The sequence below is a fragment of the Lactobacillus gigeriorum DSM 23908 = CRBIP 24.85 genome (genome assembly GCF_000296855.1).
Taxonomy (GTDB): Bacteria; Bacillota; Bacilli; order Lactobacillales; family Lactobacillaceae; genus Lactobacillus; species Lactobacillus gigeriorum.
On the sequence record NZ_CAKC01000002.1, the window covers coordinates 1 to 22,099 of the forward strand.

Consider the following 22,099-nt stretch of genomic DNA (forward strand, 5'->3'; position numbering starts at 1 on the left):
ATCTGGTATTGTTTAAATTTTTAGCTGTTTCGTATTTCATAATTTAAGATTATAGCAGATGTTTCGCAGTAACTCTATTATTTGCAACTGATGATCATTACAAGTTCACTGATGATGGTGCAGCAACTGTAAAGATCGACAGAAAAGCTAAGACAATAACTGTTACGATCAAGAAGGGCGTTAAGTGGTCCGATGGTAAGCAAGTTACCGCTAAGGACTATGAATATGCTTATGAAATTATTGCGAATAAGGCAAGTAAATCTCAACGTTACTCATCAAGTTTAGCTGATTTAGTAGGCTTGGAAGAATACCACGAGGGTAAGGCCAAGACTATTTCTGGTTTTGAAATGCCTGATGGTGAAAATGGTCGTGTAGCAGTATTGCACTTTAAGACTATGAAGCCAGGTATGGATACAAGTGGTAATGGTTACTTCTGGGAAACTGCTGCTCCTTACCACTACTTGAAGGATGTTAAGTTTGCAGATTTAATGTCAAGTGACAAGATCCGTAAGCGTCCTTTATACTTTGGTGCTTACAAACTTGATAAAATCGTTCGTGGTCAGTCAGTAACTTGGGTTCCAAATAAGTATTACTACAAGGGTCAACCTAAGATTAAGAAGATTGTTGCCTCAGTAGTTTCACCTAACTCAGTTGCTCAATCGATTAAGTCTGGCAAGTTCGATGTTACTGGAGTATTGAACTCACAATGGCAAAATACTAAGGATGCAAAGGGTGTAAACTTTATTGCTAGTGTTCCATTGAAATATAGTTACCTTGGTTTCAAGGTTGGTAAATGGGATGCTAAGAAGGGCGAAAACGTAATGAACCCTGATGCTAAAATGAATAACAAGTCTTTGCGTCAAGCCATTGCTTACGCTATGAACGTTGATCAAGTTTACGCTCGTTACAGCTATGGTTTGTCATTCCGAATTCCAACTTTAATTCCAAAGGGCTTTGGTGAATACTTCGATAAGAATGCTAAAGGTTACACTTACAATTTGAAGAAAGCTAATGAAATCCTGGATAAAGCTGGATACAAGAAGAAGGGAACCTACCGTGTACAACCAAACGGTAAGCCATTAACTATTTACCTTGCAGCTATGAGTGGTAGTTCAGTTCAAGAACCAATTATTCAAAACTACATTCAACAATGGAAGAAGATTGGGTTAAATGTTAAATTAACTACCGGTCGTTTGATTGAATTTAACTCATTCTATGACAAGATTCAAAATGATGATCCATCAGTTGATATGTTCTTAGGTGCTTGGGGTCTTTCAAGTGAACCATCACAAGCTGACCTCTATGGAAGAACAGCGCCTATGAACTACACTCGTTTTGCTTCTTCAGAAAATGACAAGTTATTGGAAGACATGGATTCACAAAAGGCATTTAACAATGCATATCGTGTGAAGGTATTCCATGAATGGCAACAATACATGCTTGATCAAGCATACGTTGTTCCTGTAGCTAACAGCTACTCAATTGTAGCAGTTAACAAGAAGATCACTGGTTACTCACTGAAGCCATCTAAGTCAATGGGTAATGGCTTCCCTAACTGGTACTACGTATCTTTAGCTAAATAATAATTTAAGATAAAAGACTATTTCTACTGAGGTAGTCTTTTTTCTATGCCTTTAAAAATGTATAATCAATTATTATGAAAGGGCGTTGATAAAATGATAAGCAAAGAATTTATTAAACGGTTGGATCAAAAGTATGGCATTACTTTCAAGAACATCGAATTGCTTGAAGAAGCTTTTACTCATTCTTCATATGCTAATGAACACCCAGATCAAGCCAGAGATTATGAAAAATTGGAATTTCTGGGAGATGCAGTATTGGAATTGGCAATTTCAGACTATTTGTATCGGCATTATCCTAATCTCAATGAAGGGGAATTGACTAGAATGCGTTCTAATATTGTTAGAACGGAAGGCTTTTCTGAATTTGCGATTGAATGTGGTTTTCAAAATGAAATCAATTTAGGTAAGGGAGAAGAAAAAGCGGGATCTCGTTCTCGTAAAACTTTACTTGAAGATGTCTTTGAAGCATTTAACGGAGCATTATTCCTTGATCAAGGGCTTAAAGCAGTTCAGCACTTTTTACATTTAACGGTTTATCCTTTAATTGACAGTGGTGAATTCGATGACTCTCGTGATTACAAGACCGACTTGCAAGAATTATTGCAACAAAATGGACCAGTCAATATTGAATATACTACGATTAGCGAGTCTCAAGCACCCTCTCACTTTGTAGTTGAATTGAAGGTAAATGGAGAATTGCAATCTCAAGGTGAAGGTCACAATAAAAAAGCAGCAGAACAACAAGCAGCTAAGGCAGCTTTAACTAAATTAGAATAGGAGAATTGATCTGTGCCATTAACAGAATTAATCATTGATGGTTTCAAATCTTTTGCCGATAAAACAACAATTCATTTCAATGATGGGATTACTGCGATTGTTGGCCCAAATGGTAGTGGAAAGAGTAATATTACTGAAGCACTCAGATGGGTAATGGGTGAATCTCGTGCTAAAACACTCCGTGGCGATAATATGAAAGACATTATTTTTGCTGGGAGCCAATTTCGCAAACCATTAAATCGTGCAGAAGTTACTTTGATTTTTGACAATAAAAAGCGCGAATTAAGGTTCGATGATGACAGAGTATCAGTCACGAGACGTTTGTTAAGATCTGGAGATAGTGAATATCTCATTAACAAACGACTAGTTCGCCTTCGAGATATTAAAGAGCTATTTATGGATTCAGGAATATCTCAAAATAGTCTTGCAATTATTTCTCAAGGACGAGTTGATCAAATCCTTAATTCTAAACCAGAAGAGCGGAAGGCTCTTTTTGAAGAGGCTGCAGGTGTTCTTCACTTTAAAGCACAAAAAGAAGCTGCAGAGAGTCAACTGGCCAAAACTAATGATAATTTGATTCGAATCAACGATTTGGTAAAAGAATTAGAGAATCAAATAGGACCACTTCAAGAACAGAGCTCGTTAGCCAAGGAGTATCAGTTTCAGAAAAAAGGTCTTGACCAGGCTTTAAAAACCTTGTTAGGATTGGAACTACATTTTTTAAATCAGCAGAAAACTGAGCTTGAAAATCAGAGCGTTAAGAGTCAACAACTTTTAGCTAAATTAGATAATGAAGTAAAGCAATCTCAGGCTGCAGTTCAAGAGAAGCGAGAAGCCTATCAAAAAATTACCAATCAAAGGGATGTACTTCAACAAAAATTAGTGCAAGTAAGCCAAAGAGTTTCGGATTTGACTGCTCAAATACAAGTCGCTAAGCAGAGTAAACAATTTGATTTGGCAACTCAAGCTGAATACCAGAATCAAATATCTGATCTTACAAAACAAATAACTGGTTTGACAGCAGAAATAAAGGAAATAAAAGGTAAGGAACAAGTTGTTGATAAAGAAATAAGAAGCTTACAAGAACAAAAAGCCAAGATTCTAAAACAACTAAAAGATGATCCTGAAAAATTAAATCAATTACTGGATGATGAGAGAAATAATTATATCCAATTGTTGCAAGATCAAACCTCAAATAATAATCAAATAGTATATTTAAAATCGGAATTAAAGCGCGCAAATGAAGAAAAACAATCCCAAGATAATAATGTTGGTGTTCAACTTGCTCAAGCTACTAATCAACTTGAGCAATTAAAACAATCAGGAAAAGCTTTAAAAGAAGAAGCGGAAAAATTACAAATTACTTTTGAAGAAGTCAAAGCTAAAAAAGCAACTTCGGATCAAAAAGCTAGACAGATTCAACAACTAGTTTTACAGCAGCGAGGCAAAATTCAACGGCTTACAGCTCGCAAAGAAGCACTTAATAATATTCAAAAGCGACATGAAGGTTATTACTATGGCGTTCGTAATATTTTGAATCATTTAAGCGATTATCATGGCGTTGTTGGTGCTGTTGGCGAATTGTTAACTTTCCCTGAAAATCTAGAAGCTGCGATGATCACGGCACTTGGAAGTAGCGTTCAAAATTTAATTACTGATACCAAAGAAAATGCCAAAAATGCAATAAACTTGTTGAAGCGTAATAACGCAGGTAGAGCAACTTTTTTGCCATTAGATGGCATACGCCAGTATGAAATTCCTAGTTCAACAGTTAATGTCCTTAAAACATATCCTGGTTTTATAGGAATAGCAAATGAGTTGGTAGCAAATAAAGGCAAAATTGATATAAAACCGGCTATTAATTATTTATTGGGAACTGTTGTAATTGTTGACTCGATTGAAACTGCTGTCCAAGTTTCGCAAAAAGTTAACCGTTATCGGATTGTTACTCTTGAAGGGGATGTAATTTCACCTGGAGGCTCAATGACCGGTGGTGTTCGTAATGAAAGAAACAATACTCCATTGCAAACAACATCTGAAATTAATAAATTGACGCAAGCAATAACAAAATATCAAGAGCAACTTCAAATTGATAGTGAATCTTTGAACGAAATTGAAAGTCAGGGCAAACGTTTAGTAGAGCAAATTGCTCAATTAACTGCCCAACTTCAAGATAAGCATCAAGCATTGAATTCAGTCATGGTGTCATATCAAGCTCAACAAAAAGAAGTTAATCGCTTAGAAAGTGTCAATAAACTTTATACCTCAAGGATTGAACAACAAAAAGCTGAGGTGGCTAAATTAACAGATGAGATTGCACAATTAACCAAAGAACAAAACAATTTTGAAGATAAAATTACTGCTCAAAAAGCAAAGATCAACGATCTGCAGTTGCGAATCAATGATTTTGCTAAGATGAATCAGGAACTTCAAAGTAAGGTTAATGATCTAGAGCCAAAAATTGCGGTAAGTGAAAATAAACTAGAAAATTTACGTGATCAGCGTAAGGATAAGCAGCGACAATTGGCGATGCAAGATAAACAACTAAAACTGATCAAAGCAAAGTTTGCTGATTTATCAAATTCAAGTCAGGCTTCTTCCGACAAACAAGAGCAATTAGAGCAGAATTTGGTAACATTAGAAGCTGAAAAGAAAGCAACCGAGCAACAATTGACTGAGCTTGCAGTTAAGATGGGACAAGCCAATGCTCAAATTAATAAGTTAGATCAAGTAGCAAGCCGAAATTACGATTTGCGCAAGGATGCTGCGGTTGAGCAAGAAGAGCTTTCAGTTAAACTGGCAAAGATCACAAGTCAAATGAACCAACATTTGAATACTTTGAGTGAAGATTATAGTTTGACCTATGAGGCAGTTATTAAGCAAATTACCGTTGAAAACACTGAAGAAGAGCGTGATCGTCTAAAGCGTAGTATCAAGTTGCATCGAATGTCGATCGAAGATATTGGCCCAGTAAACTTGAATGCCATTGAAGAGTACGAAAGCGTTAAGCAACGCTATGATTTCTTAAAGGGTCAACAAGATGATTTAGTGACTGCAAGAGAAAATCTTAAGCAGTCGATGTCTGAGCTCGATGATGAAGTAAATCGGCGTTTTAGCAATACTTTTGAAAAAATTGCTACTAGTTTTTCAAAAATCTTCCCTAAGGTTTTTGGTGGAGGAAGTGCTAAGCTGTTGTTAACTGAACCAGAAAACTTGATGACGACGGGAATCGAAATTATTGCTGAACCACCTGGTAAAAAATTGCAAAGATTGAGTTTGCTTTCAGGTGGAGAACGAGCATTGACGGCAATAACTTTACTATTTGCAATGCTTAATATTAATCCAGTACCTTTCTGTGTTCTGGATGAGGTTGAGGCAGCCCTGGATGATGCCAATATTGATCGTTTTGGAAAATTCTTGAAAAAGTATGATTTAGAAACGCAATTTATTGTTATTACTCACCGTCGTGGCACGATGGAACAAGCAAGTCAATTATTTGGTGTTGTAATGCAAGAATCAGGCGTATCACAGATCTTGTCAGTTAATCTAAAGGATATTGATGAAGAGGTGGAATAATTGGGTTTATTTGATCGTATAAAAAAATCGCTTTTTGGAGTAAAAGAAGAAACTGAAGAAAAAGATAAAGTTGTAAAAGAAAAAGAAGCTGAACAACCGGAAGCAACTTCTGTTGATGAAGAAAATGAGCAAGCCGAAACAGTAGCGGAAAATCATGAACAGCTTTTAAATGAAAATACAACTTCAGAAACTAACGATATTTCAACTGAAAAAGAAACAGAAGATGCTACTCAATCGACTAATGAACCAGAAGTAATTGAGGCAAATAAAGAAGTAGAAGAAGCTGACACTGGCGAAGAAAATGAACCGAATTCAGAAGAGCAACAAGAAAAAACCAGTAATGAAACAGAGCTATATGAAAAAGGATTAGCTAAGACTAATCAGGGCTTTGGGGCTCGTTTGAATGCCTTTTTTGCGAAGTTTAGAAGTGTTGATGAAGATTTCTTTGATGATTTGGAAGAATTATTAATTGAATCAGATGTAGGATATGAAACTGCAGAGGAATTAACTGAGCAACTTCGCGATGAAGCTAAATTACAGAACGCTAAGTCGAGAGATGATTTGAAACGAGTAATCGTTCAAAAACTTGTTGATCTTTATGATCAAAATGGTAATGAAGATGATGAGAAGTTAATCTATCATGCCGAAGAACATCCGAATATCTATCTTTTTGTAGGCGTCAACGGTGCAGGAAAAACAACCACAATTGGTAAGCTTGCAAAAAGATTTAATGATCAAGGCAAGAAAGTTATTTTAGCTGCCGCTGATACCTTTAGAGCAGGTGCGGTTGAACAATTAGTTGAATGGGGTAGACGAGTTGGCGTAACTGTTGTAACAGGCGCTGAAAAAGCAGATCCTGCCTCCGTTGTCTATGACGCTACTAAAAAAGCAATTGAAGAACAAGCTGACTATTTACTTGTAGATACAGCCGGTAGATTGCAGAACAAAAAGAATTTAATGATGGAGCTGGAAAAGATTGAACGAACAATTCAAAAATTGGCTCCAAATGAACCAACTGAAACTTTGCTGGTCTTAGATGGTTCAACTGGTCAGAATGCTTTGTTACAAGCAAAAGATTTTGATAAAACAACTAAATTAACTGGTTTAGTTTTAACCAAGATCGATGGTAGTTCAAAGGGTGGGGTCGTTTTGGCAATTCGCAATGAAATGAAATTGCCAGTTAAATTAGTGGGTCTTGGCGAAAAGCCAGAAGATTTGGCAGATTTTGATGCAGCCAATTATGCTATTGGACTTTTCCGCGGATTGGTATAGTATATATTTAAGTGAATATAGTAAGGAGAAAAAATATGATAGAACCAAGTGCATGTACCACTATCTTAGTTGGTAAAAAGGCTTCAATTGATGGCACAACGATGATCGCCAGAAATGATGATACTTTTAGACCAATCACCCCTCAAAAATTTATTATCGAACCAGCAGCTAAGGGCGAAAAGAATCGTCACATTAAATCATGGCTTAATAAATTTGAAATGGATCTTCCAGAAGACGCTCAACGTGTACCAGCTGTACCAAATGTTGATTATAAGCATCGCGGGTATTATGACGAAAGTGGAATTAATCAAGAAAATGTTGCAATGTCATGTACTGAATCGACATATAGTAATGAAAGAGTCTTGGCATTCGATCCATTAGTAAAAGATGGTTTGGATGAAGACTGTATGCAAACGGTAACTTTACCATATATTCACTCAGCAAGACATGGTGTAGAATACTTAGGCGAATTGATTAAAAAATATGGCTCACCTGCTGGAAATTCAGTCTTGTTTAGTGATAAGGATGAAATTTGGTACATGGAAATCGTTACTGGTCACCACTGGGTAGCCCAACGAATTCCTGATGATGCCTATGCAATTGCTGCCAACCGTGTTTCAATTGAACAAGTTGATCTCGCAGATTCTGATAACTTTATGTGGAGTGAAGGGATTCAAGAATTCGTTGAAAAGTATCACTTAAACCCTGATCATGAAGGTTGGAATTTCCGTCATATTTTTGGAACTTACACAGAACAAGATCGTCACTACAATACTAATCGTGTGTGGTATGGTCAACGTTACTTCAATCCTGATATTGAACAGGATCCTGAGGATGGTGATCTTCCATTTATCCGTCGTGCAAATAAGAAGATTACTCGTGAAGATATTCAATTTGTTTTGGGCTCTCACTACCAAGATACGCGATATGATCCATTTGGTAAGGGAACCGAAGAAGAAAAGCATCGGTTCCGTCCAATTGGATTGAATAGAACTCAAAATGCTCATATTTTACAAATTAGAAACGATGTTCCAGCTGATCGTGCAGCAATTATGTGGTTATGTATTGGTGGCCCAACATTTACTCCTTTTGTCCCATTTTTTGCAAATATGAGTGATACAGATCCTTCATATAACAATACTTCAATGGAATATAATATGGATGATGCATGGTGGTACTATAAATCCGTAGCTACTATTGTAGAAAGCCATTATTCACAATTTGTTCAACTAGACACTACTTACTTAACTGAATTGAATCGTTGGTACCGTGCTCGTGTTGAAGAAGTGCTTGCTGGTGCTGAAGGTAAGAGTGGTGAAGAATTGACTGCTTATTTAACTGCAGAAAATCAAAAGACTGTTGCCCACACTAGAAAAGAAACTGAGAAGCTATGGGGACAAATGATGGTTGAATCCATTAAGATGTCAAAATTAACTTTTAATATGGATAAGAATCTATAAAACTTCGCATATTAAAAAAGAATATGGTCGGTTTTTAAGAACTGACCATATTCTTTTTTGTTACTCTGAATGTCGAATTCCATATGCAAAATAAATAATTAAACCTAAGAGGAACCAGATTCCAGCATATAATTTTGCTTGACTATCTAAGCCTAAGAAAACAATTAGGGATGCAAGAAAAGCTAAAAATGGTAATACTGGATAAAATGGTACTTTAAATGCGGGATCTTCAATATCTTTGCCTTCACGTTTCTTAAGTGGGTAGATTGCTAAAGAAACAAACATAAATGCTATTAAGGTTCCTGCGGAGATCAATTGGGATAGTGCTGAAAACGGGAAAATCGTGCTGATAACTACGGCAATAGCAGTTAGAGCAATTACGGCATGATTGGGCCGGCGTTTTTTATCTAGTTTTCCAAGAAATTTCGGTAACATTCCGTCACGACCAAAAGAATAGATTAAACGTGACCCTGCCATACTCATTCCAATTAGAGCAGTAAACATCCCTAAAACAGCGATTATCTGAACTACTGCTGCAATGACAGGATGATGGATGTAACGCAAAGCTAGTCCAACTGGTTCAGCACTATTAGCATAATTTTGATATGGCATTATACCAACAAGTACTAGACTAACAGAAATAAACAAAACAACAGCAATAATTAGGGAGCCGATTATCCCACGTGGCATAGTTTTTTGTGGATTGATTGCTTCGGCAGAATTGGCAGCTACCGAATCAAAGCCAATATATGATAAGAAAATCATTGATACGCCTGCATATATTCCTTGCCATCCACCAAATGACCCGTGAGCAGTAACTACATGTTTGGGAATGAACGGAATAAAGTTTTGACTTTTAATGGCAGTTGCACCAACGAAAACAAATAGTAAAATGGCAATAACTTTTAAGACCACTAGGGCATTTTCAACTCTTGCAGCTTTGCCAACACCACGCATAATTAAAAATGCCACAATAATGATTGAAGCAACGGCAATGATATCGACTACGCCACCATTTGTTCCAAATGCATTGGATAAATATTTAGGTAACTGAATTCTAATAGGTGCGAGCAAGGCTCTTAAATTTGCGGATAATCCTGAGCCAACAAAAGCCAATGCAATGAAATATTCTGCAAGAAGTGCCCATCCAGCAATCCAGCCCCAAAATTCACCAAATATTACGTTAATCCAAGTATAAGCAGAACCTGCAAATGGCATCGCAGCTGACATTTCAGCATAAGTGAAGGCAACTAAACAGGCCGCTAATGCTGCTAGCAAGAATGAAATTGTTACTGCTGGACCTGCATGCTTGGCAGCTACTTCTCCAGGAAGGGTGAAAATTGAAGCCGAGACAATTGTTCCAACTCCAAGAGCCAGAATATCTTTAACCCTCAATGACCTAATTAAATGACCATCTTTATTTTGATAAATCGTTGGATCAGTTTTTCGATTCATCTTTTTAAAAATTCCCATAAGCATAGCACCTCAAAACAGAATGTAATTTTTTTATAATAAATATTACTAGTCTAGCAATGTTTCTTAGGTAGGTCAATCGAAAATATAGGAACTTTTTGATATACTAGAATGCGGTGAACAATAAAATGGATGAATTAACAAAAAACGAGACCTTAGGCGATCTGTATGCATACTATGGTGCACTTCTAACCAAGGGTCAGCAAAGTTATTTTGAAGATTATTATTATAATGATTTATCACTAGGTGAAATTGCGCAAAATCATCAAGTTTCGCGTCAAGCTGTTTATGATAATCTCAAGCGTTCAAGTAAAATCTTGCAGAATTTTGAAGCAAAATTAAAAATGCAACAAGAGTTTGATCAAATTGAAACAGTCTTGATTGAGACCATCACTTTGCTTGAAACTGGTGATAATAAAACTGCTCAGAATAAACTAAAAAAATTACTTCAACAATTAAGAGGAGAATAAGATGGCATTTGAAAATTTGAGTGAACGAATTCAAAAAGCATTACGCAACCTAACTGGTAAAGGTAAAATCTCAGAAGAAGACATCAATGCTGCTAGTCGTGAAATTAGACTTGCTTTATTAGAGGCCGATGTTAATTTTAAAGTGGTTAAGGACTTCATTAAGAAGATCAAGCAAGAGGCCTTAGGTAAAGAAGTTCAAGAAAGCTTAAATCCAGGTCAACAAGTTATCAAGATTGTTAATGAAGAATTGACAAAAATGATGGGTGAAAGTGCGACGACTTTAACTAAATCTAAGCACATCCCAACGATTGTGATGATGGTCGGACTTCAAGGTACTGGTAAGACTACTACTGTTGGTAAGTTAGCTTATCATTTGCAAAAGACCGAACATGCTAGACCATTGCTGATTGCTGGAGATATCTATCGTCCCGCAGCCGTTGACCAATTAAAGCAAATCGGTCAACAACTGAATGTTCCAGTATATAGTGAAGAAAATGAAAAAGACGTTAGCCAAATTGTAGCAAGAGGATTGGCCGAGGCTGACAAAAATAAGAATGATTATGTTTTAATCGATACTGCTGGTCGACTAGAAATTGACGAACCTTTAATGGAAGAACTAGAAAAGGTTAAGGCAGTAGCACATCCCGACAACATATTGTTAGTTGTTGATGCGATGACTGGTCAGGCTGCGACTGATGTTGCTAAAGGGTTCGATGAACGTTTAGATGTAACTGGCGTAATTTTGACCAAGCTTGATGGTGATACCCGTGGTGGTGCAGCTTTATCAATTAGAGCCGTAACTGGTAAGCCAATAATTTATACTGGACAAGGCGAAAAGTTAACAGATCTTGAAGATTTCCATCCGGATCGAATGGCATCACGTATTTTAGGAATGGGGGATGTGTTAACCCTTATTGAACGAGCACAGCAAGACTATGATGCCAAAGAAGCACAAAAAGTTGCTAAAAAAATGCGCGAAAATACCTTTGATTTCAATGATTTTATTGATCAATTGGAACAGGTACAAAAAATGGGGCCATTAGACCAAATTATGAAAATGATTCCAGGCATGGCTAATAATCCACAACTTCAGAATCTATCAATCGATGAAAAACAAATTGCTCATACTAAAGCAATTGTGTATTCAATGACAGAAGCTGAACGTCAAGACCCTGATATTTTGAATCCAAGTCGAAGAAGAAGAATTGCTGCCGGCTCAGGACGTCCAGTAGTTGAAGTTAATCGAATGATCAAGCAATTTAAGCAGGCTCGGGATTTAATGTCTAAAATCAGTAATGGCAATACCAAAGCTTTAAGTGGATTACCAGGCATGGATACACCAATGGGCAGAATGGCTTTGAGATCAATGAATAAGAAATTTAAGAAGAATAAAAAGAAGCGCATGAAGAAGATCAAGCGATTCCATTCATAAAAATCAAACTGTTAAGTAAAAACACTTTACACCTAAAAATAAAAGTGCTATAGTAATTATCGTTAAGTTTTAGGAGGAAATTAATATATGTCAGTTAAAATTCGTATGCACCGCATGGGTGCCAAGAGAAAGCCATTTTACAGAATCGTTGTAGCAGACTCACGTATGCCTCGTGATGGTCGCTTCATCGAAGAAGTTGGTTACTACAACCCAGTTTCAAACCCAAAGCAATTGAAGCTTGACGAAGACAAGATCTATGCTTGGCTTAAGAAGGGTGCTCAACCTTCAGATACTGTAAGATCACTTATTTCAGGTGCTGGCTTGTTGAAGAAGTTGCACGACGAAAAATACAGCAAGTAATTACTTGCCTTTTAAAAGTTTGAGGCTATGGCTTCAAACTTTTTTTATAGCTTAGAATTGATGAGGTTGTATATGGAATTTTACGATGTTGCGAAAATTTTAACTACACATGGTTTAAATGGTGAAATTAAAGTAAGTGCGATAACTGATTTCCCAGAAGAACGATTTGAGCCGGGAGTAGTGTTACATTTAAAACAAGATCCTACCAAACAGTTAACAGTAAAGTCTAGTCGCCCATTCAAACAGTTTTGGCTCGTACAATTTGATGAGGTACCTTCTATAGAAGAAGCTGAAAAATTAAGAGGGCAAATTTTAGTCATTAGTGAAGCAGACCGGCAAGAGCTTCCAGAAGGTATGTACTATTATAAAGACATTTTAGATTGTCAAGTTAAAGATAATGAGACTGATAAGTTGATTGGAAAAATTGTGGAAATCGAATCTCCCGGTGCCAATGATATTTGGCTGGTAAGAGAAACTGATGGTAAAGAATTTTGGCTACCATACATTGATCAGGTTGTTAAAAAAGTAGATATTGCTAATAAGGTCGTATATGTTGAATTAATGGAGGGCTTAAGAGATGAGGATTAACGTATTAACTCTTTTTCCAGAAATGTTTACGCCAATTCAGACTTCAATTTTGGGTCGTGGCTTGGAAGATAAAAAATGGGAGTTAAATATTGTTAATTTTCGTGAATTCTCTGAAAGAAAGCATCATTCAGTCGATGATACTCCATATGGTGGCGGTGCAGGCATGGTTTTACAAATCATGCCAATCAAAGCAGCATTAGATTCATTGCCATCAAAAGGTAAGGTAATTATTACTGCTCCGCAAGGAAAAACTTTTAACCAACAAATGGCAAAGGAATGGGCTCAAGAGGAAGAATTAACCTTTATTTGTGGACATTTTGAAGGCTTTGATCAACGAGTATATGATTATGTTGATGAAGCTGTGTCAATTGGAGACTATGTATTAACAGGTGGCGAATTGCCAACCATGAGTATGATTGATGCTACTGTCCGCTTAATACCTGGTGTTTTGGGGAATGATTTTTCAAGTGTTGAAGAAAGTTTCTCACATGGATTGCTTGAATATCCACAATATACTCGACCGGCAGAATTTGAAGGGAAAAAAGTACCAGAGGTATTAACATCCGGAAATCACCAAAAAATTGCTGAATGGCGCTTAAAAGAAGCTTTACGTGCTACATATTTGCATCGCCCAGATTTATTAGCCGGTAAAGAACTGACAAAACAAGAAGTTAAACTTCTTGGGGAGGTTAAACGTGAAGAGGAAGAATACCATTAAGTTATTGGCAAAGCAATCGCCGAAAGAAATAAAAATTGTTTGGTTATGGACTAGAATAACCACATTAATACTTATGCTAGTATTTGGCATAGTAGTTAAAATTACCACTACTATTATGAAACTAAATAACGGATGGCTTGCTTGGGGATTGCTGGTATATTTTACTGTGGTTGCTTTAAGTGGAATTTGCTACTTAGTTGTAATTCCTTGGGAATACAATTATCACCGTTATCAAGTATTTGATGATTATCTTGCATTTCAAAAAGGTTTGTTCTTTCGTAGTACTACTTATGTTCCTTTTATCCGTATTCAACATATAACAGTAGATCAAGGGCCATTTTTAAGAATGAAGAATCTTGCTAGTTTGACAATTCATACTGCTGCCACAGATCATGAAATTGTTGGTTTGAAGTATAGTGATGCGACCTGGTTGCGTGAAGAAATTTTGCAAAAAGTAAAGCAGGTGGAAAATGATGTCTAGCAAAAGACGTTTACATCCATTAGCTATTGGAATTTTCTTTTTTAAAAGACTACGAGAGCTGTTTTTTATTTTCATAATATTGCTATTACCTAATGAGCATCTTAATTATGAGCTGGCAAAAAGTTTAGCATTGGGACTACTTATCTTGATTATGCTCTTAAGCGTTGCTAAATTTTGGTTCTTTGATTATCAATTCACAAATGATAGTTTGGTAATTCATAGTGGGATTTTCAAAAAGAATGAAATTATCATTCCTTTTACACGAATTCAGAATGTCAGAAATAGTCAGAATTTTTTGTTGAGACCTTTTAAGTTATCAAAATTGGAAATTGAGACTGCAGCGGGAGGCGCTGATCGTGCCGAGGCTGTGTTAGAAGTGGTGTCGAATGAAGTAAAGACAGAACTTTTCTCAAAAATGAATCATGGAAAAAGTATGACTCAGCGGGAGAAATATTATCAAACTACTTATGTAATGGGGGTTAGACAGAATCTTTTACGAATTATATCAACGCCGGGAAGAGAAATCGGCTATTTAATTATTGCGTTGGTGTTGGATAATGCGCTCGATGTAATACAAATGTTGGTAAAAAATCGAACCAATATTTTAGAGATTACTAGTAATATTAATAATGAAGAATTGATTTTTATTTTAGTAATAGGAGCTGTCCTTTTTGCTATAAATTTTATTTATGAAATTGGTAAGTTCTATAACTTTACAGTTGTGAGAACTAAAAATAGCCTCCAAGTCTCACAAGGATTGGTAAAACGAGTCACGAAGCAGATACCGCTTAATAAAATTCAAACTGTTATTGTTGAACAGTCACTGCTACAACAAATTGTTCACCTTGCCAGCATTCGTTTGCAGCTTGCTGGTTCTCAGGAAGATGATGAAGGATTAGATGATGCAGTCTACTTTTTACCGTTGATTGATATTAATAGTACCTTTATTTTGTTAAATGAATTTCTTCCTGAGTGGGATTTACGACAACCAAACTATCAATTGACAGCTACGGAGACTTGGTATTTTATGCGCTGGCTACTATTAATGGTGCCAAGCACCTTAGTAATATTTAAAATTAATCCGATCTTAGGTATGTTGGCTACTGTACTCGTTGTAATTTATTGTTTGCAGAGAATCTTTCAAAGGCAAAGCCAGGGTTATGAACTTAGTCATAATAGCATATGGATAAGATATTATTCATTTTTAAATCGGCGCCAAGTATTGATAAATAGAGGTAAAATTCAAGAAGTTAAGTATACAACAACGCCATTTTTATCACTTAAGGATGTTGGTCAAATTACGATCATAGCTAAGTCAGGTAATAATAAACTTGCTGCTAGACAAAAGTTTGTTAAACTCGATGATTTTGTTAAGATTCAAAAGTTTTACCTTGATAAATAGTCTAAAGCTTGGTATGATAGACGCTGTGTGAAAACACATTAAGAATATGGGTATTCCGCTGTCACAGAGAGTGAGAATGAATGCCGTAGAAGGAGAAAAAATATGGATCCATTAATTGCTGAATTAACTAAAGAACAATTGCGTGACGATATTCCTGCTTTCCGTGCAGGGGACACTGTTCGTGTTCACGTACGTGTTGTTGAAGGTACTCACGAACGTATTCAGATGTTCGAAGGCGTTGTAATCAAGAAGAAGGGTACTGGCATCGGTGCAACTTACACTGTTCGTAAGATTGCTTCAGGTGTTGGTGTTGAACGTACTTTCCCAGTTAACACTCCACGTGTTGCTAAGGTTGAAGTATTACGCCACGGTCGTGTACGTCGTGCTAAGCTTTACTACTTACGTGATCGTCATGGTAAGGCTGCAAGAATTGCAGAAGCACGTCGTTAATCTTAAATCGACACAAAGAAACGATTTCCAGAGATTGGGAGTCGTTTTTTTATTGCCTGAGAAAAAGTATTTGGGATTGTGCTATTTTAGACTTAAACTAGATAATATAAGACATGTTTAAAAGAAAAGAGGAAATCAAATGATTGGCTTTATTGGTACTGGCGTAATGGGCAAGGGTATAATTAGAAATTTGATCAATAAAGGCGAACAAGTTGTAGTCTTTAATCGGACCAAGGCTCATGCTGAAGATATGCTTGAAATTGGTGCAAAATGGGCAGATACACCAGCAGAGCTTGTTAAGCAAAGTGATGTTATTTTTACTATGGTTGGTTTTCCTAAAGATGTAGAGGAAGTTTATTTTGGTGAACAGGGAATTTTTTCCGCTGTAAAAAGTGGCCAATACCTAGTAGACTTAACGACAAGTAAGCCAAGCTTAGCACGTAGAATTGGTTTAGAGGGTGAAAAGCTTGGGGTACACGTTTTGGATGCCCCTGTCTCAGGTGGCGATATAGGTGCTAAAAATGGTGCTTTAACCATTATGGTTGGTGGCCAAAAAGCTGCTTTAGAATATTTGAAACCGACATTTTTAAAGTTCGGTAAGCAAATTACTTATTTTGGTTCTTATGGTAGTGGTCAACATACCAAGATGGCTAATCAGATCATGATCGCAGGAACAATGACAGGTATGACCGAAATGTTTGTCTATGCTAAAGCTGCAGGATTAGATTTAGAAAAAGTCATGAATACCTTGCAAGGTGGAGCTGCCGAAAACTTCAGCTTAGGTAATTATGGACCAAGAATTTTGCGCGATGATTACACTCCTGGTTTCTTTGCCAAACACTTTTTAAAAGATTTGAGAATTGCCCTTGAGGAAGCTGAAGCAATGAATCTGGATTTACCTAATACGAAACAGGCTAAGGAATTGTATGATCTCTTGGTTAATGAAAAAGGTTTGGGTAATGATGGAACTCAAGCACTAATCAAATTATGGTGGCAGAAATAGCAAAATGAGCAATGAGACTTTTTTAATTTCAATTAGACAAAATAATGATCTTTCAGATGTAGCTGTTAATCAGCTAAGAATGGATTTAGCTGATCATCCATTAAATCAACGACAATATATCACATTTGCTGATCTTAAAGGTAATAGTCGTCAATACGGAGTTAATCAAATACAATTTTGTCCGGAAAAGTTAACAGGTAAGAAGGTACTTTTCTTAGGTTCTTCTGTTACCTTTGGCTATGGTGCCTTGGCTGAATCTTTTGTTGATTATTTATGGAAAAAATGTGGTGTAGTAGCAATTAAAGATGCAGAAAATGGTACTACTTTAGCTGATCATGATGTTTATCGACCTGGAGATTCATATTATCATCGTTTGCTTGAAGAATTGACGGAAACAGAATACATTGATGCATTTGTCTTGCAGCTTTCAACCAATGATGCTTTTAAGAGCTCAAAATTGGGAACGATTGCTCATGATAAAGAAATTTCTACAAAAACGGTAACTGGTGCAATAGAAGCAATTCTTACGCAGGTAAAATCCCGTTGGCATTGTCCGATAATTATTTACAGTAATCCTTATTTTGCTAATGAGATGTATGCTCAAATGGTCAAACAAGTACAACTGCTCAAAAGTAAATATGACTTTACTTTTTTGGACTTTTATCACGACCAAGCTTTTCAAGTAAATCAAGAATTGTATATGGCAGATGAAATTCATCCTACAAGAGCCGGCTATCAAGAAATATGGCTGCCTAGGTTTGAATCGGCTTTGAATAATTTATTAGACTAAAAGCAAATAAATTGCTTTTTCATCTTTTTTTGTGATCATAAATACTGTAAACTAACATATGTTAATATCAAGGGAGTGATTTTGATGGACAAAGACGAAGAAAAGAAAGTCATTGACCGGATTAATTTCTTGTTCCATAAAAAAGAAGAGCAGGGCTTAACTGAAGAAGAAGAGGCAGAACGCAAAGAATTGCATAAAAAATTTATTGCTAACTTCAGAGCAGGTTTTAAGCAACAATTAGAAGATTTAGTAATAATCGATAAAAACGGTAAGGATGTAACATCCGAAAAAGCCAAACGAGCTCAAAGAAGAAAAGGACTAAGAAAAGATTAATTTGGCCTTTAAAAAAATAAAAATATTAGGTAAGATATAAAGTGTTAGTTATGGAGGATTTTTAATATTATGAATTTAGGTTTAGCAATCGTTTTGATTATTGTTGCACTAGGAATAGGTTTAGTGGGCGGTTTTTATGGTGCCCGTGCCTACATGAAGAAATATTTCCAAGATAATCCTCCAATCAATGAAGATATGATTGTTGCGATGATGTCTCAAATGGGTCAAAAACCATCTGCAAAGAAGGTAAACCAAGTAATGAATATGATGAAACATCAACAACGCAAATAATATCTAAAATAATTGTTGAAGGTTAAAGACGGAGAATTTCTTCGTCTCTTTTTGTTTTCTGGTGAAACCGTAGAAAGGAAAAAGTATGGGTATTTTTAAAAAGCTTTCGTGGTTTTTTAAAAAAGAACGAAAAAGATATATATTAGGAATTACTTTTTTAGCCTTGACCTCATTAGCTAACTTAATCCCTCCACGAATATTAGGGTTGATGTCAGACCAGTTAGATCAAGGACAGATAACGTGGAAAAATTATTTCATTGATATTGTTTTAATCATTTTGACAGCAATCTTTTTATATGTGTTACGCTTCTTTTGGCGTAAACAAATTTGGGGTGGAGCTGCTGAACTTGAAAGGCAATTGAGATCGCGTTTGTTCAATCATTTTATGCTGATGGATCGAACTTTTTACCAACGGCATCGAACAGGAGATTTGATGGCTCATGCAACCAACGATGTTTTAGCTATCCAAAATGTTGCTGGGGATGGAGTTTTAACTTTGGTCGATTCATTAATGATGGGAGTTTCAACAATGGTTGCCATGATTATTTTTGTCGACTGGCGTTTAACGATCATTGCGTTAATTCCATTGCCATTTCTTGCTTTAGGTGCTTGGAAACTAGGCGATCGACTTCATGATGCCTTTGATAAATCACAAGCAGCATTTTCTCGGTTGAATAATAAAACTCAAGAATCAGTTTCGGGGATAAAAGTATTAAAGACTTTTGGTCAAGGGCAACAAGATGCCGAAACTTTTGACAAAATGGTTAATGAAACAATCAACATCAATAAAAAAGTTTTTGTGTGGGATTCATTATTTGATCCGCTTGGAACCATTGTTATTGGTTTGACATACTCAATTACGATTATTTATGGTGGTTTGCTTGTAGCTGGTAAGATTTTGACAATTGGTCAATTGGTTTCATTTATTGCTTATATTGGTAATATGGTTTGGCCAATGTTTGCGATTGGATATTTATTCAATATTTTGGAACGTGGTAGCGCCAGTTATGATCGAGTAGAAAAATTATTAGAAGAAAAGCCATTGATTACTGATGATCATGCTGATGATAGTTTAACCGCTAAGGATATTGAAGGAGATTTACGCTATCAAATTGATAGTTTTGCTTATCCAGATGAGCCACAACTACCAGTTCTAAAGAAAATTGACTTTACTTTAAAGGAAGGTCAGACCTTAGGGTTGGTAGGACGAGTTGGAGCAGGTAAAACGACAATTATTCAATTGTTGCTACGAGAATTTGATGGGTATGATGGCTCAATTACGCTAAATGGTTATGATATTAGAGAAATTCCATTAAACGTATTGCTTCGACAAGTTTCGTATGTTCCTCAAAACAACTACCTCTTCTCGACTAGCATTCAGAAAAATATTGCCTTTTCGGATGTTGCAGCTGAAGATACTGCCATTGTTGAAGCTGCTAAAAAGAGCGATCTTCATGATGATATTTTGAAGATGCCACGGTCTTACGAAACCTTGGTAGGTGAAAATGGAGTGGCTTTATCAGGTGGTCAGAAACAAAGAATGTCTATTGCCAGAGCGCTTTTGAAACATAGTGAAATTTTGATTCTTGATGATGCGCTTTCAGCTGTTGATGCTAGAACTGAATCAGAAATTTTGAAAGCACTACGCAAAGAAAGAGCAGGTAAAACGACTTTGATTGCAGCACACCGCTTAACTTCTGTAATGAACGCTGACTTAATTTTAGTATTAAAAGATGGACAAATCGTTGAACGTGGCAATCATCAGGAGTTATTGGCAGAAGATGGTTGGTATGCGGAAATGTGGAGACGACAAGAGTTAGAAGAAAAGGTGGGTGGATAATGAACGACGAAAAAGAAATGAAATCTGTTTGGTCACAAGCCATCCCGGTTTCCGAACAAATCCAAATTTTTAAACGATTATTGAAATTTGTTAGCCATTATAAAGTTGAAATGGCCATTGCTCTGATTGGTGCTTTACTTGTAAGTATTATTAATATGCTATTGCCATTTGGTTTACAGTACTTTTTGGATCATTTCTTATTATTTAAAAATGCTACAGTGAAAATAATTATTTTTGCTGGTGTGGTTTATGCCCTTGGAGCACTTTTAAAGGCAGTGATTCAATTTACATATTTGTACTTTTTCTCGTTGGGATCGGAAAGATCGTTAGAGAGCGTGCGTCGAGCATTGTATAAGAAGCTACATACTCTAGGCATGCGATATTTTGATCAAACCCCAGCAGGATCGATTGTGTCGCGTGTTACTAATGATACCATGACTCTGAGTAACTTCTTGATGGTTCTAGCCAGTGTTATCATTAGTTTCTTCTCCATTATCTCTGCTTTGGTGGCGATGTATTCTACAAATAAAATGGCAGGTTTCCTAGTGACCTTGTTTTTACCGATTTTATTTGCGATCATGGTTATTTATTCAAGAACGAGTTCCAAATTGTATCGTGGATATCGGGAACGATTAAGTCGAATTAATACCAACTTAAATGAGTCTATTGAAGGGGTATCTTTAATTCAACAATTTAAGCAAGAGAAGCGAATTACCGAGGATTTTGAAAAAGAAAATGGAGCTTTGATGCAAACTCGTTTTAGTATGATTAGGGTCAATTCGTTGCTACTCTCGCCTTTGACCAGCATGATGTATTCTTTTGCATTAGCTGTTTCATTAATGTACTTTGGCTACCCACTACATGAAACCTTTGTTCCCGCAGGAGTAGTCTATGCCTTCTCTCAATATATTTCACAATTTTTCAATCCAATTGCAACAATGATGGATCAGATGACGCTTTTTCAAGACGGGATTGTTGCCGGTAAACGTATATTTAGAATTCTTGATGAAGATCAATATGAACCAGCTCAAAATGAAAAGGCAGGATTGACAATTGAACAGGGTAAAATTGAATTTAAGCATGTAAGTTTTTCTTATGATGGCGAACATGAGATTTTGCATGATATTTCATTCACAGTAAATCCTGGTGAAACCTTAGGAATTGTTGGTCATACAGGATCAGGAAAAAGTTCGATTATCAATGTGATGATGCGCTTTTATGAATTCCATCAAGGACAAATTTTGATTGATGGTCATGATATTAAAGATTATCCTAAAGCGGAATTACGAAAAAAATTAGGGTTAGTGTTGCAAGAACCATTTATGTTTCATGGCGACATTGCATCAAATATTCGTTTATATAATGAACAGATCACCGATGAACAAATAAAGAAAGCAGCAAGAGCGGTTCAAGCAGAGCGTTTTATTGACAAGATGCCGGGAAAGTACCATGCTAAGGTTATTGAAGGAGGTAGTGAACTTAGCCAGGGAGAACGGCAGCTAATTTCTTTTGCTCGGACGCTTGTTACTGATCCTAAAGTTTTGGTATTGGATGAAGCAACGGCAAATGTTGATACTGAAACTGAAACTTTAATTCAGCAAGGATTGAAGCGATTGCGTAAAGGACGTACCACCTTAGCTATTGCCCACAGGCTGTCAACTATTGCAGATGCAGATCAGATCATCGTCTTAGATCAGGGGAGAATTATTGAACATGGTTCTCACGAAGAATTATTAGCGCAAAAAGGGTACTATTACAATTTGTATCAATTACAGAACAATAAGAGGGAAGTTTAAAGGA

General features: G+C 36.3%; 19 protein-coding genes and 1 pseudogene. 19 read left to right on the top strand and 1 reads right to left on the bottom strand.

Going from position 1 to position 22,099, the window contains the following annotated elements; all coding sequences use genetic code 11:
* Positions 1 to 77: 77 nt before the first annotated feature.
* The 5 genes and pseudogenes from BN52_RS00395 to BN52_RS00415 all read left to right on the top strand — a co-directional run.
* Positions 78 to 1,583, top strand: a pseudogene (locus BN52_RS00395) (oligopeptide ABC transporter substrate-binding protein); the annotation flags it as partial.
* Between the two features lie 93 nt (positions 1,584 to 1,676).
* The gene (gene rnc, locus BN52_RS00400) at positions 1,677 to 2,360 is read left to right on the top strand and encodes a ribonuclease III (protein WP_008472038.1); all 684 of its coding nucleotides are present in this window, start codon (positions 1,677 to 1,679) and stop codon (positions 2,358 to 2,360) included.
* A gap of 12 nt (positions 2,361 to 2,372) precedes the next feature.
* The gene (smc, locus tag BN52_RS00405) at positions 2,373 to 5,936 is read left to right on the top strand and encodes a chromosome segregation protein SMC (RefSeq protein WP_008472039.1); all 3,564 of its coding nucleotides are present in this window, start codon (positions 2,373 to 2,375) and stop codon (positions 5,934 to 5,936) included.
* Positions 5,937 to 7,208, top strand: a complete 1,272-nt coding sequence (gene ftsY / locus BN52_RS00410) for a signal recognition particle-docking protein FtsY (RefSeq protein ID WP_008472040.1) — start codon at positions 5,937 to 5,939, stop codon at positions 7,206 to 7,208.
* Between the two features lie 35 nt (positions 7,209 to 7,243).
* Positions 7,244 to 8,668 carry a C69 family dipeptidase gene (locus BN52_RS00415; RefSeq protein ID WP_008472041.1) on the top strand — a complete coding sequence of 475 codons (1,425 nt, stop codon included), beginning with the start codon at positions 7,244 to 7,246 and terminating at the stop codon, positions 8,666 to 8,668.
* Between the two features lie 60 nt (positions 8,669 to 8,728).
* Here BN52_RS00415 and BN52_RS00420 read toward each other — a convergent pair whose 3' ends face one another.
* Positions 8,729 to 10,141, bottom strand: coding sequence for an APC family permease (locus tag BN52_RS00420; RefSeq protein WP_008472042.1), 1,413 nt, complete (start codon positions 10,139 to 10,141; stop codon positions 8,729 to 8,731).
* A gap of 128 nt (positions 10,142 to 10,269) precedes the next feature.
* Between BN52_RS00420 and ylxM the strand changes: the two genes are divergently transcribed.
* From ylxM to BN52_RS00490, 14 genes are all read left to right on the top strand, one after another.
* The gene (gene ylxM / locus BN52_RS00425; RefSeq protein ID WP_008472046.1) at positions 10,270 to 10,611 is read left to right on the top strand and encodes a YlxM family DNA-binding protein; all 342 of its coding nucleotides are present in this window, start codon (positions 10,270 to 10,272) and stop codon (positions 10,609 to 10,611) included.
* 1 nt (position 10,612) lies between these two features.
* Positions 10,613 to 12,043, top strand: a complete 1,431-nt coding sequence (ffh, locus tag BN52_RS00430) for a signal recognition particle protein (RefSeq protein ID WP_008472047.1) — start codon at positions 10,613 to 10,615, stop codon at positions 12,041 to 12,043.
* A gap of 87 nt (positions 12,044 to 12,130) precedes the next feature.
* Positions 12,131 to 12,403, top strand: a complete 273-nt coding sequence (rpsP, locus tag BN52_RS00435; RefSeq protein WP_008472048.1) for a 30S ribosomal protein S16 — start codon at positions 12,131 to 12,133, stop codon at positions 12,401 to 12,403.
* Positions 12,404 to 12,475: 72 nt separating this feature from the next.
* Positions 12,476 to 12,991, top strand: a complete 516-nt coding sequence (rimM, locus tag BN52_RS00440; protein WP_008472049.1) for a ribosome maturation factor RimM — start codon at positions 12,476 to 12,478, stop codon at positions 12,989 to 12,991.
* Entirely contained in the window at positions 12,981 to 13,709 is a 729-nt protein-coding gene (gene trmD, locus BN52_RS00445) for a tRNA (guanosine(37)-N1)-methyltransferase TrmD (protein ID WP_008472050.1), read from the top strand. The genes rimM and trmD overlap by 11 nt, the downstream gene beginning before the upstream one ends.
* Positions 13,687 to 14,190: a PH domain-containing protein gene (locus tag BN52_RS00450; RefSeq protein WP_236698452.1), complete on the top strand. Its 504-nt coding sequence runs from the start codon at positions 13,687 to 13,689 to the stop codon at positions 14,188 to 14,190. Before trmD ends, BN52_RS00450 begins: the two co-directional genes overlap by 23 nt.
* 130 nt (positions 14,191 to 14,320) lie before the next feature.
* Positions 14,321 to 15,592: a PH domain-containing protein gene (locus BN52_RS00455; RefSeq protein ID WP_241762020.1), complete on the top strand. Its 1,272-nt coding sequence runs from the start codon at positions 14,321 to 14,323 to the stop codon at positions 15,590 to 15,592.
* A gap of 102 nt (positions 15,593 to 15,694) precedes the next feature.
* Positions 15,695 to 16,042, top strand: coding sequence for a 50S ribosomal protein L19 (gene rplS, locus BN52_RS00460; protein WP_008472053.1), 348 nt, complete (start codon positions 15,695 to 15,697; stop codon positions 16,040 to 16,042).
* Between the two features lie 139 nt (positions 16,043 to 16,181).
* The gene (locus tag BN52_RS00465) at positions 16,182 to 17,045 is read left to right on the top strand and encodes an NAD(P)-dependent oxidoreductase (protein ID WP_008472054.1); all 864 of its coding nucleotides are present in this window, start codon (positions 16,182 to 16,184) and stop codon (positions 17,043 to 17,045) included.
* Between the two features lie 4 nt (positions 17,046 to 17,049).
* Positions 17,050 to 17,835 (top strand): SGNH/GDSL hydrolase family protein, encoded by a 786-nt coding sequence (locus tag BN52_RS00470; RefSeq protein ID WP_008472057.1) that lies wholly within the window; start codon positions 17,050 to 17,052, stop codon positions 17,833 to 17,835.
* An 84-nt stretch (positions 17,836 to 17,919) separates the two neighbouring features.
* Positions 17,920 to 18,168, top strand: coding sequence for a DUF896 domain-containing protein (locus tag BN52_RS00475; protein WP_008472059.1), 249 nt, complete (start codon positions 17,920 to 17,922; stop codon positions 18,166 to 18,168).
* A gap of 69 nt (positions 18,169 to 18,237) precedes the next feature.
* The gene (locus BN52_RS00480; RefSeq protein WP_008472062.1) at positions 18,238 to 18,459 is read left to right on the top strand and encodes a YneF family protein; all 222 of its coding nucleotides are present in this window, start codon (positions 18,238 to 18,240) and stop codon (positions 18,457 to 18,459) included.
* A gap of 85 nt (positions 18,460 to 18,544) precedes the next feature.
* Positions 18,545 to 20,299: an ABC transporter ATP-binding protein gene (locus tag BN52_RS00485; RefSeq protein ID WP_008472066.1), complete on the top strand. Its 1,755-nt coding sequence runs from the start codon at positions 18,545 to 18,547 to the stop codon at positions 20,297 to 20,299.
* Positions 20,299 to 22,095 carry an ABC transporter ATP-binding protein gene (locus BN52_RS00490; RefSeq protein ID WP_008472067.1) on the top strand — a complete coding sequence of 599 codons (1,797 nt, stop codon included), beginning with the start codon at positions 20,299 to 20,301 and terminating at the stop codon, positions 22,093 to 22,095. The genes BN52_RS00485 and BN52_RS00490 overlap by 1 nt, the downstream gene beginning before the upstream one ends.
* Positions 22,096 to 22,099 lie beyond the last annotated feature (4 nt).

Excerpts from the sequence above, each read along its gene's own strand:
- rnc (WP_008472038.1), top strand. The coding sequence starts at position 1,677 with ATGATAAGCAAAGAATTTATTAAACGGTTGGATCAAAAGTATGGCATT.
- BN52_RS00415 (WP_008472041.1), top strand. The coding sequence starts at position 7,244 with ATGATAGAACCAAGTGCATGTACCACTATCTTAGTTGGTAAAAAGGCT.
- BN52_RS00420 (WP_008472042.1), bottom strand. The coding sequence starts at position 10,141 with ATGGGAATTTTTAAAAAGATGAATCGAAAAACTGATCCAACGATTTAT.
- ylxM (WP_008472046.1), top strand. The coding sequence starts at position 10,270 with ATGGATGAATTAACAAAAAACGAGACCTTAGGCGATCTGTATGCATAC.
- ffh (WP_008472047.1), top strand. The coding sequence starts at position 10,613 with ATGGCATTTGAAAATTTGAGTGAACGAATTCAAAAAGCATTACGCAAC.
- rpsP (WP_008472048.1), top strand. The coding sequence starts at position 12,131 with ATGTCAGTTAAAATTCGTATGCACCGCATGGGTGCCAAGAGAAAGCCA.
- rimM (WP_008472049.1), top strand. The coding sequence starts at position 12,476 with ATGGAATTTTACGATGTTGCGAAAATTTTAACTACACATGGTTTAAAT.
- trmD (WP_008472050.1), top strand. The coding sequence starts at position 12,981 with ATGAGGATTAACGTATTAACTCTTTTTCCAGAAATGTTTACGCCAATT.
- rplS (WP_008472053.1), top strand. The coding sequence starts at position 15,695 with ATGGATCCATTAATTGCTGAATTAACTAAAGAACAATTGCGTGACGAT.
- BN52_RS00465 (WP_008472054.1), top strand. The coding sequence starts at position 16,182 with ATGATTGGCTTTATTGGTACTGGCGTAATGGGCAAGGGTATAATTAGA.
- BN52_RS00470 (WP_008472057.1), top strand. The coding sequence starts at position 17,050 with ATGAGCAATGAGACTTTTTTAATTTCAATTAGACAAAATAATGATCTT.
- BN52_RS00475 (WP_008472059.1), top strand. The coding sequence starts at position 17,920 with ATGGACAAAGACGAAGAAAAGAAAGTCATTGACCGGATTAATTTCTTG.
- BN52_RS00480 (WP_008472062.1), top strand. The coding sequence starts at position 18,238 with ATGAATTTAGGTTTAGCAATCGTTTTGATTATTGTTGCACTAGGAATA.
- BN52_RS00485 (WP_008472066.1), top strand. The coding sequence starts at position 18,545 with ATGGGTATTTTTAAAAAGCTTTCGTGGTTTTTTAAAAAAGAACGAAAA.
- BN52_RS00490 (WP_008472067.1), top strand. The coding sequence starts at position 20,299 with ATGAACGACGAAAAAGAAATGAAATCTGTTTGGTCACAAGCCATCCCG.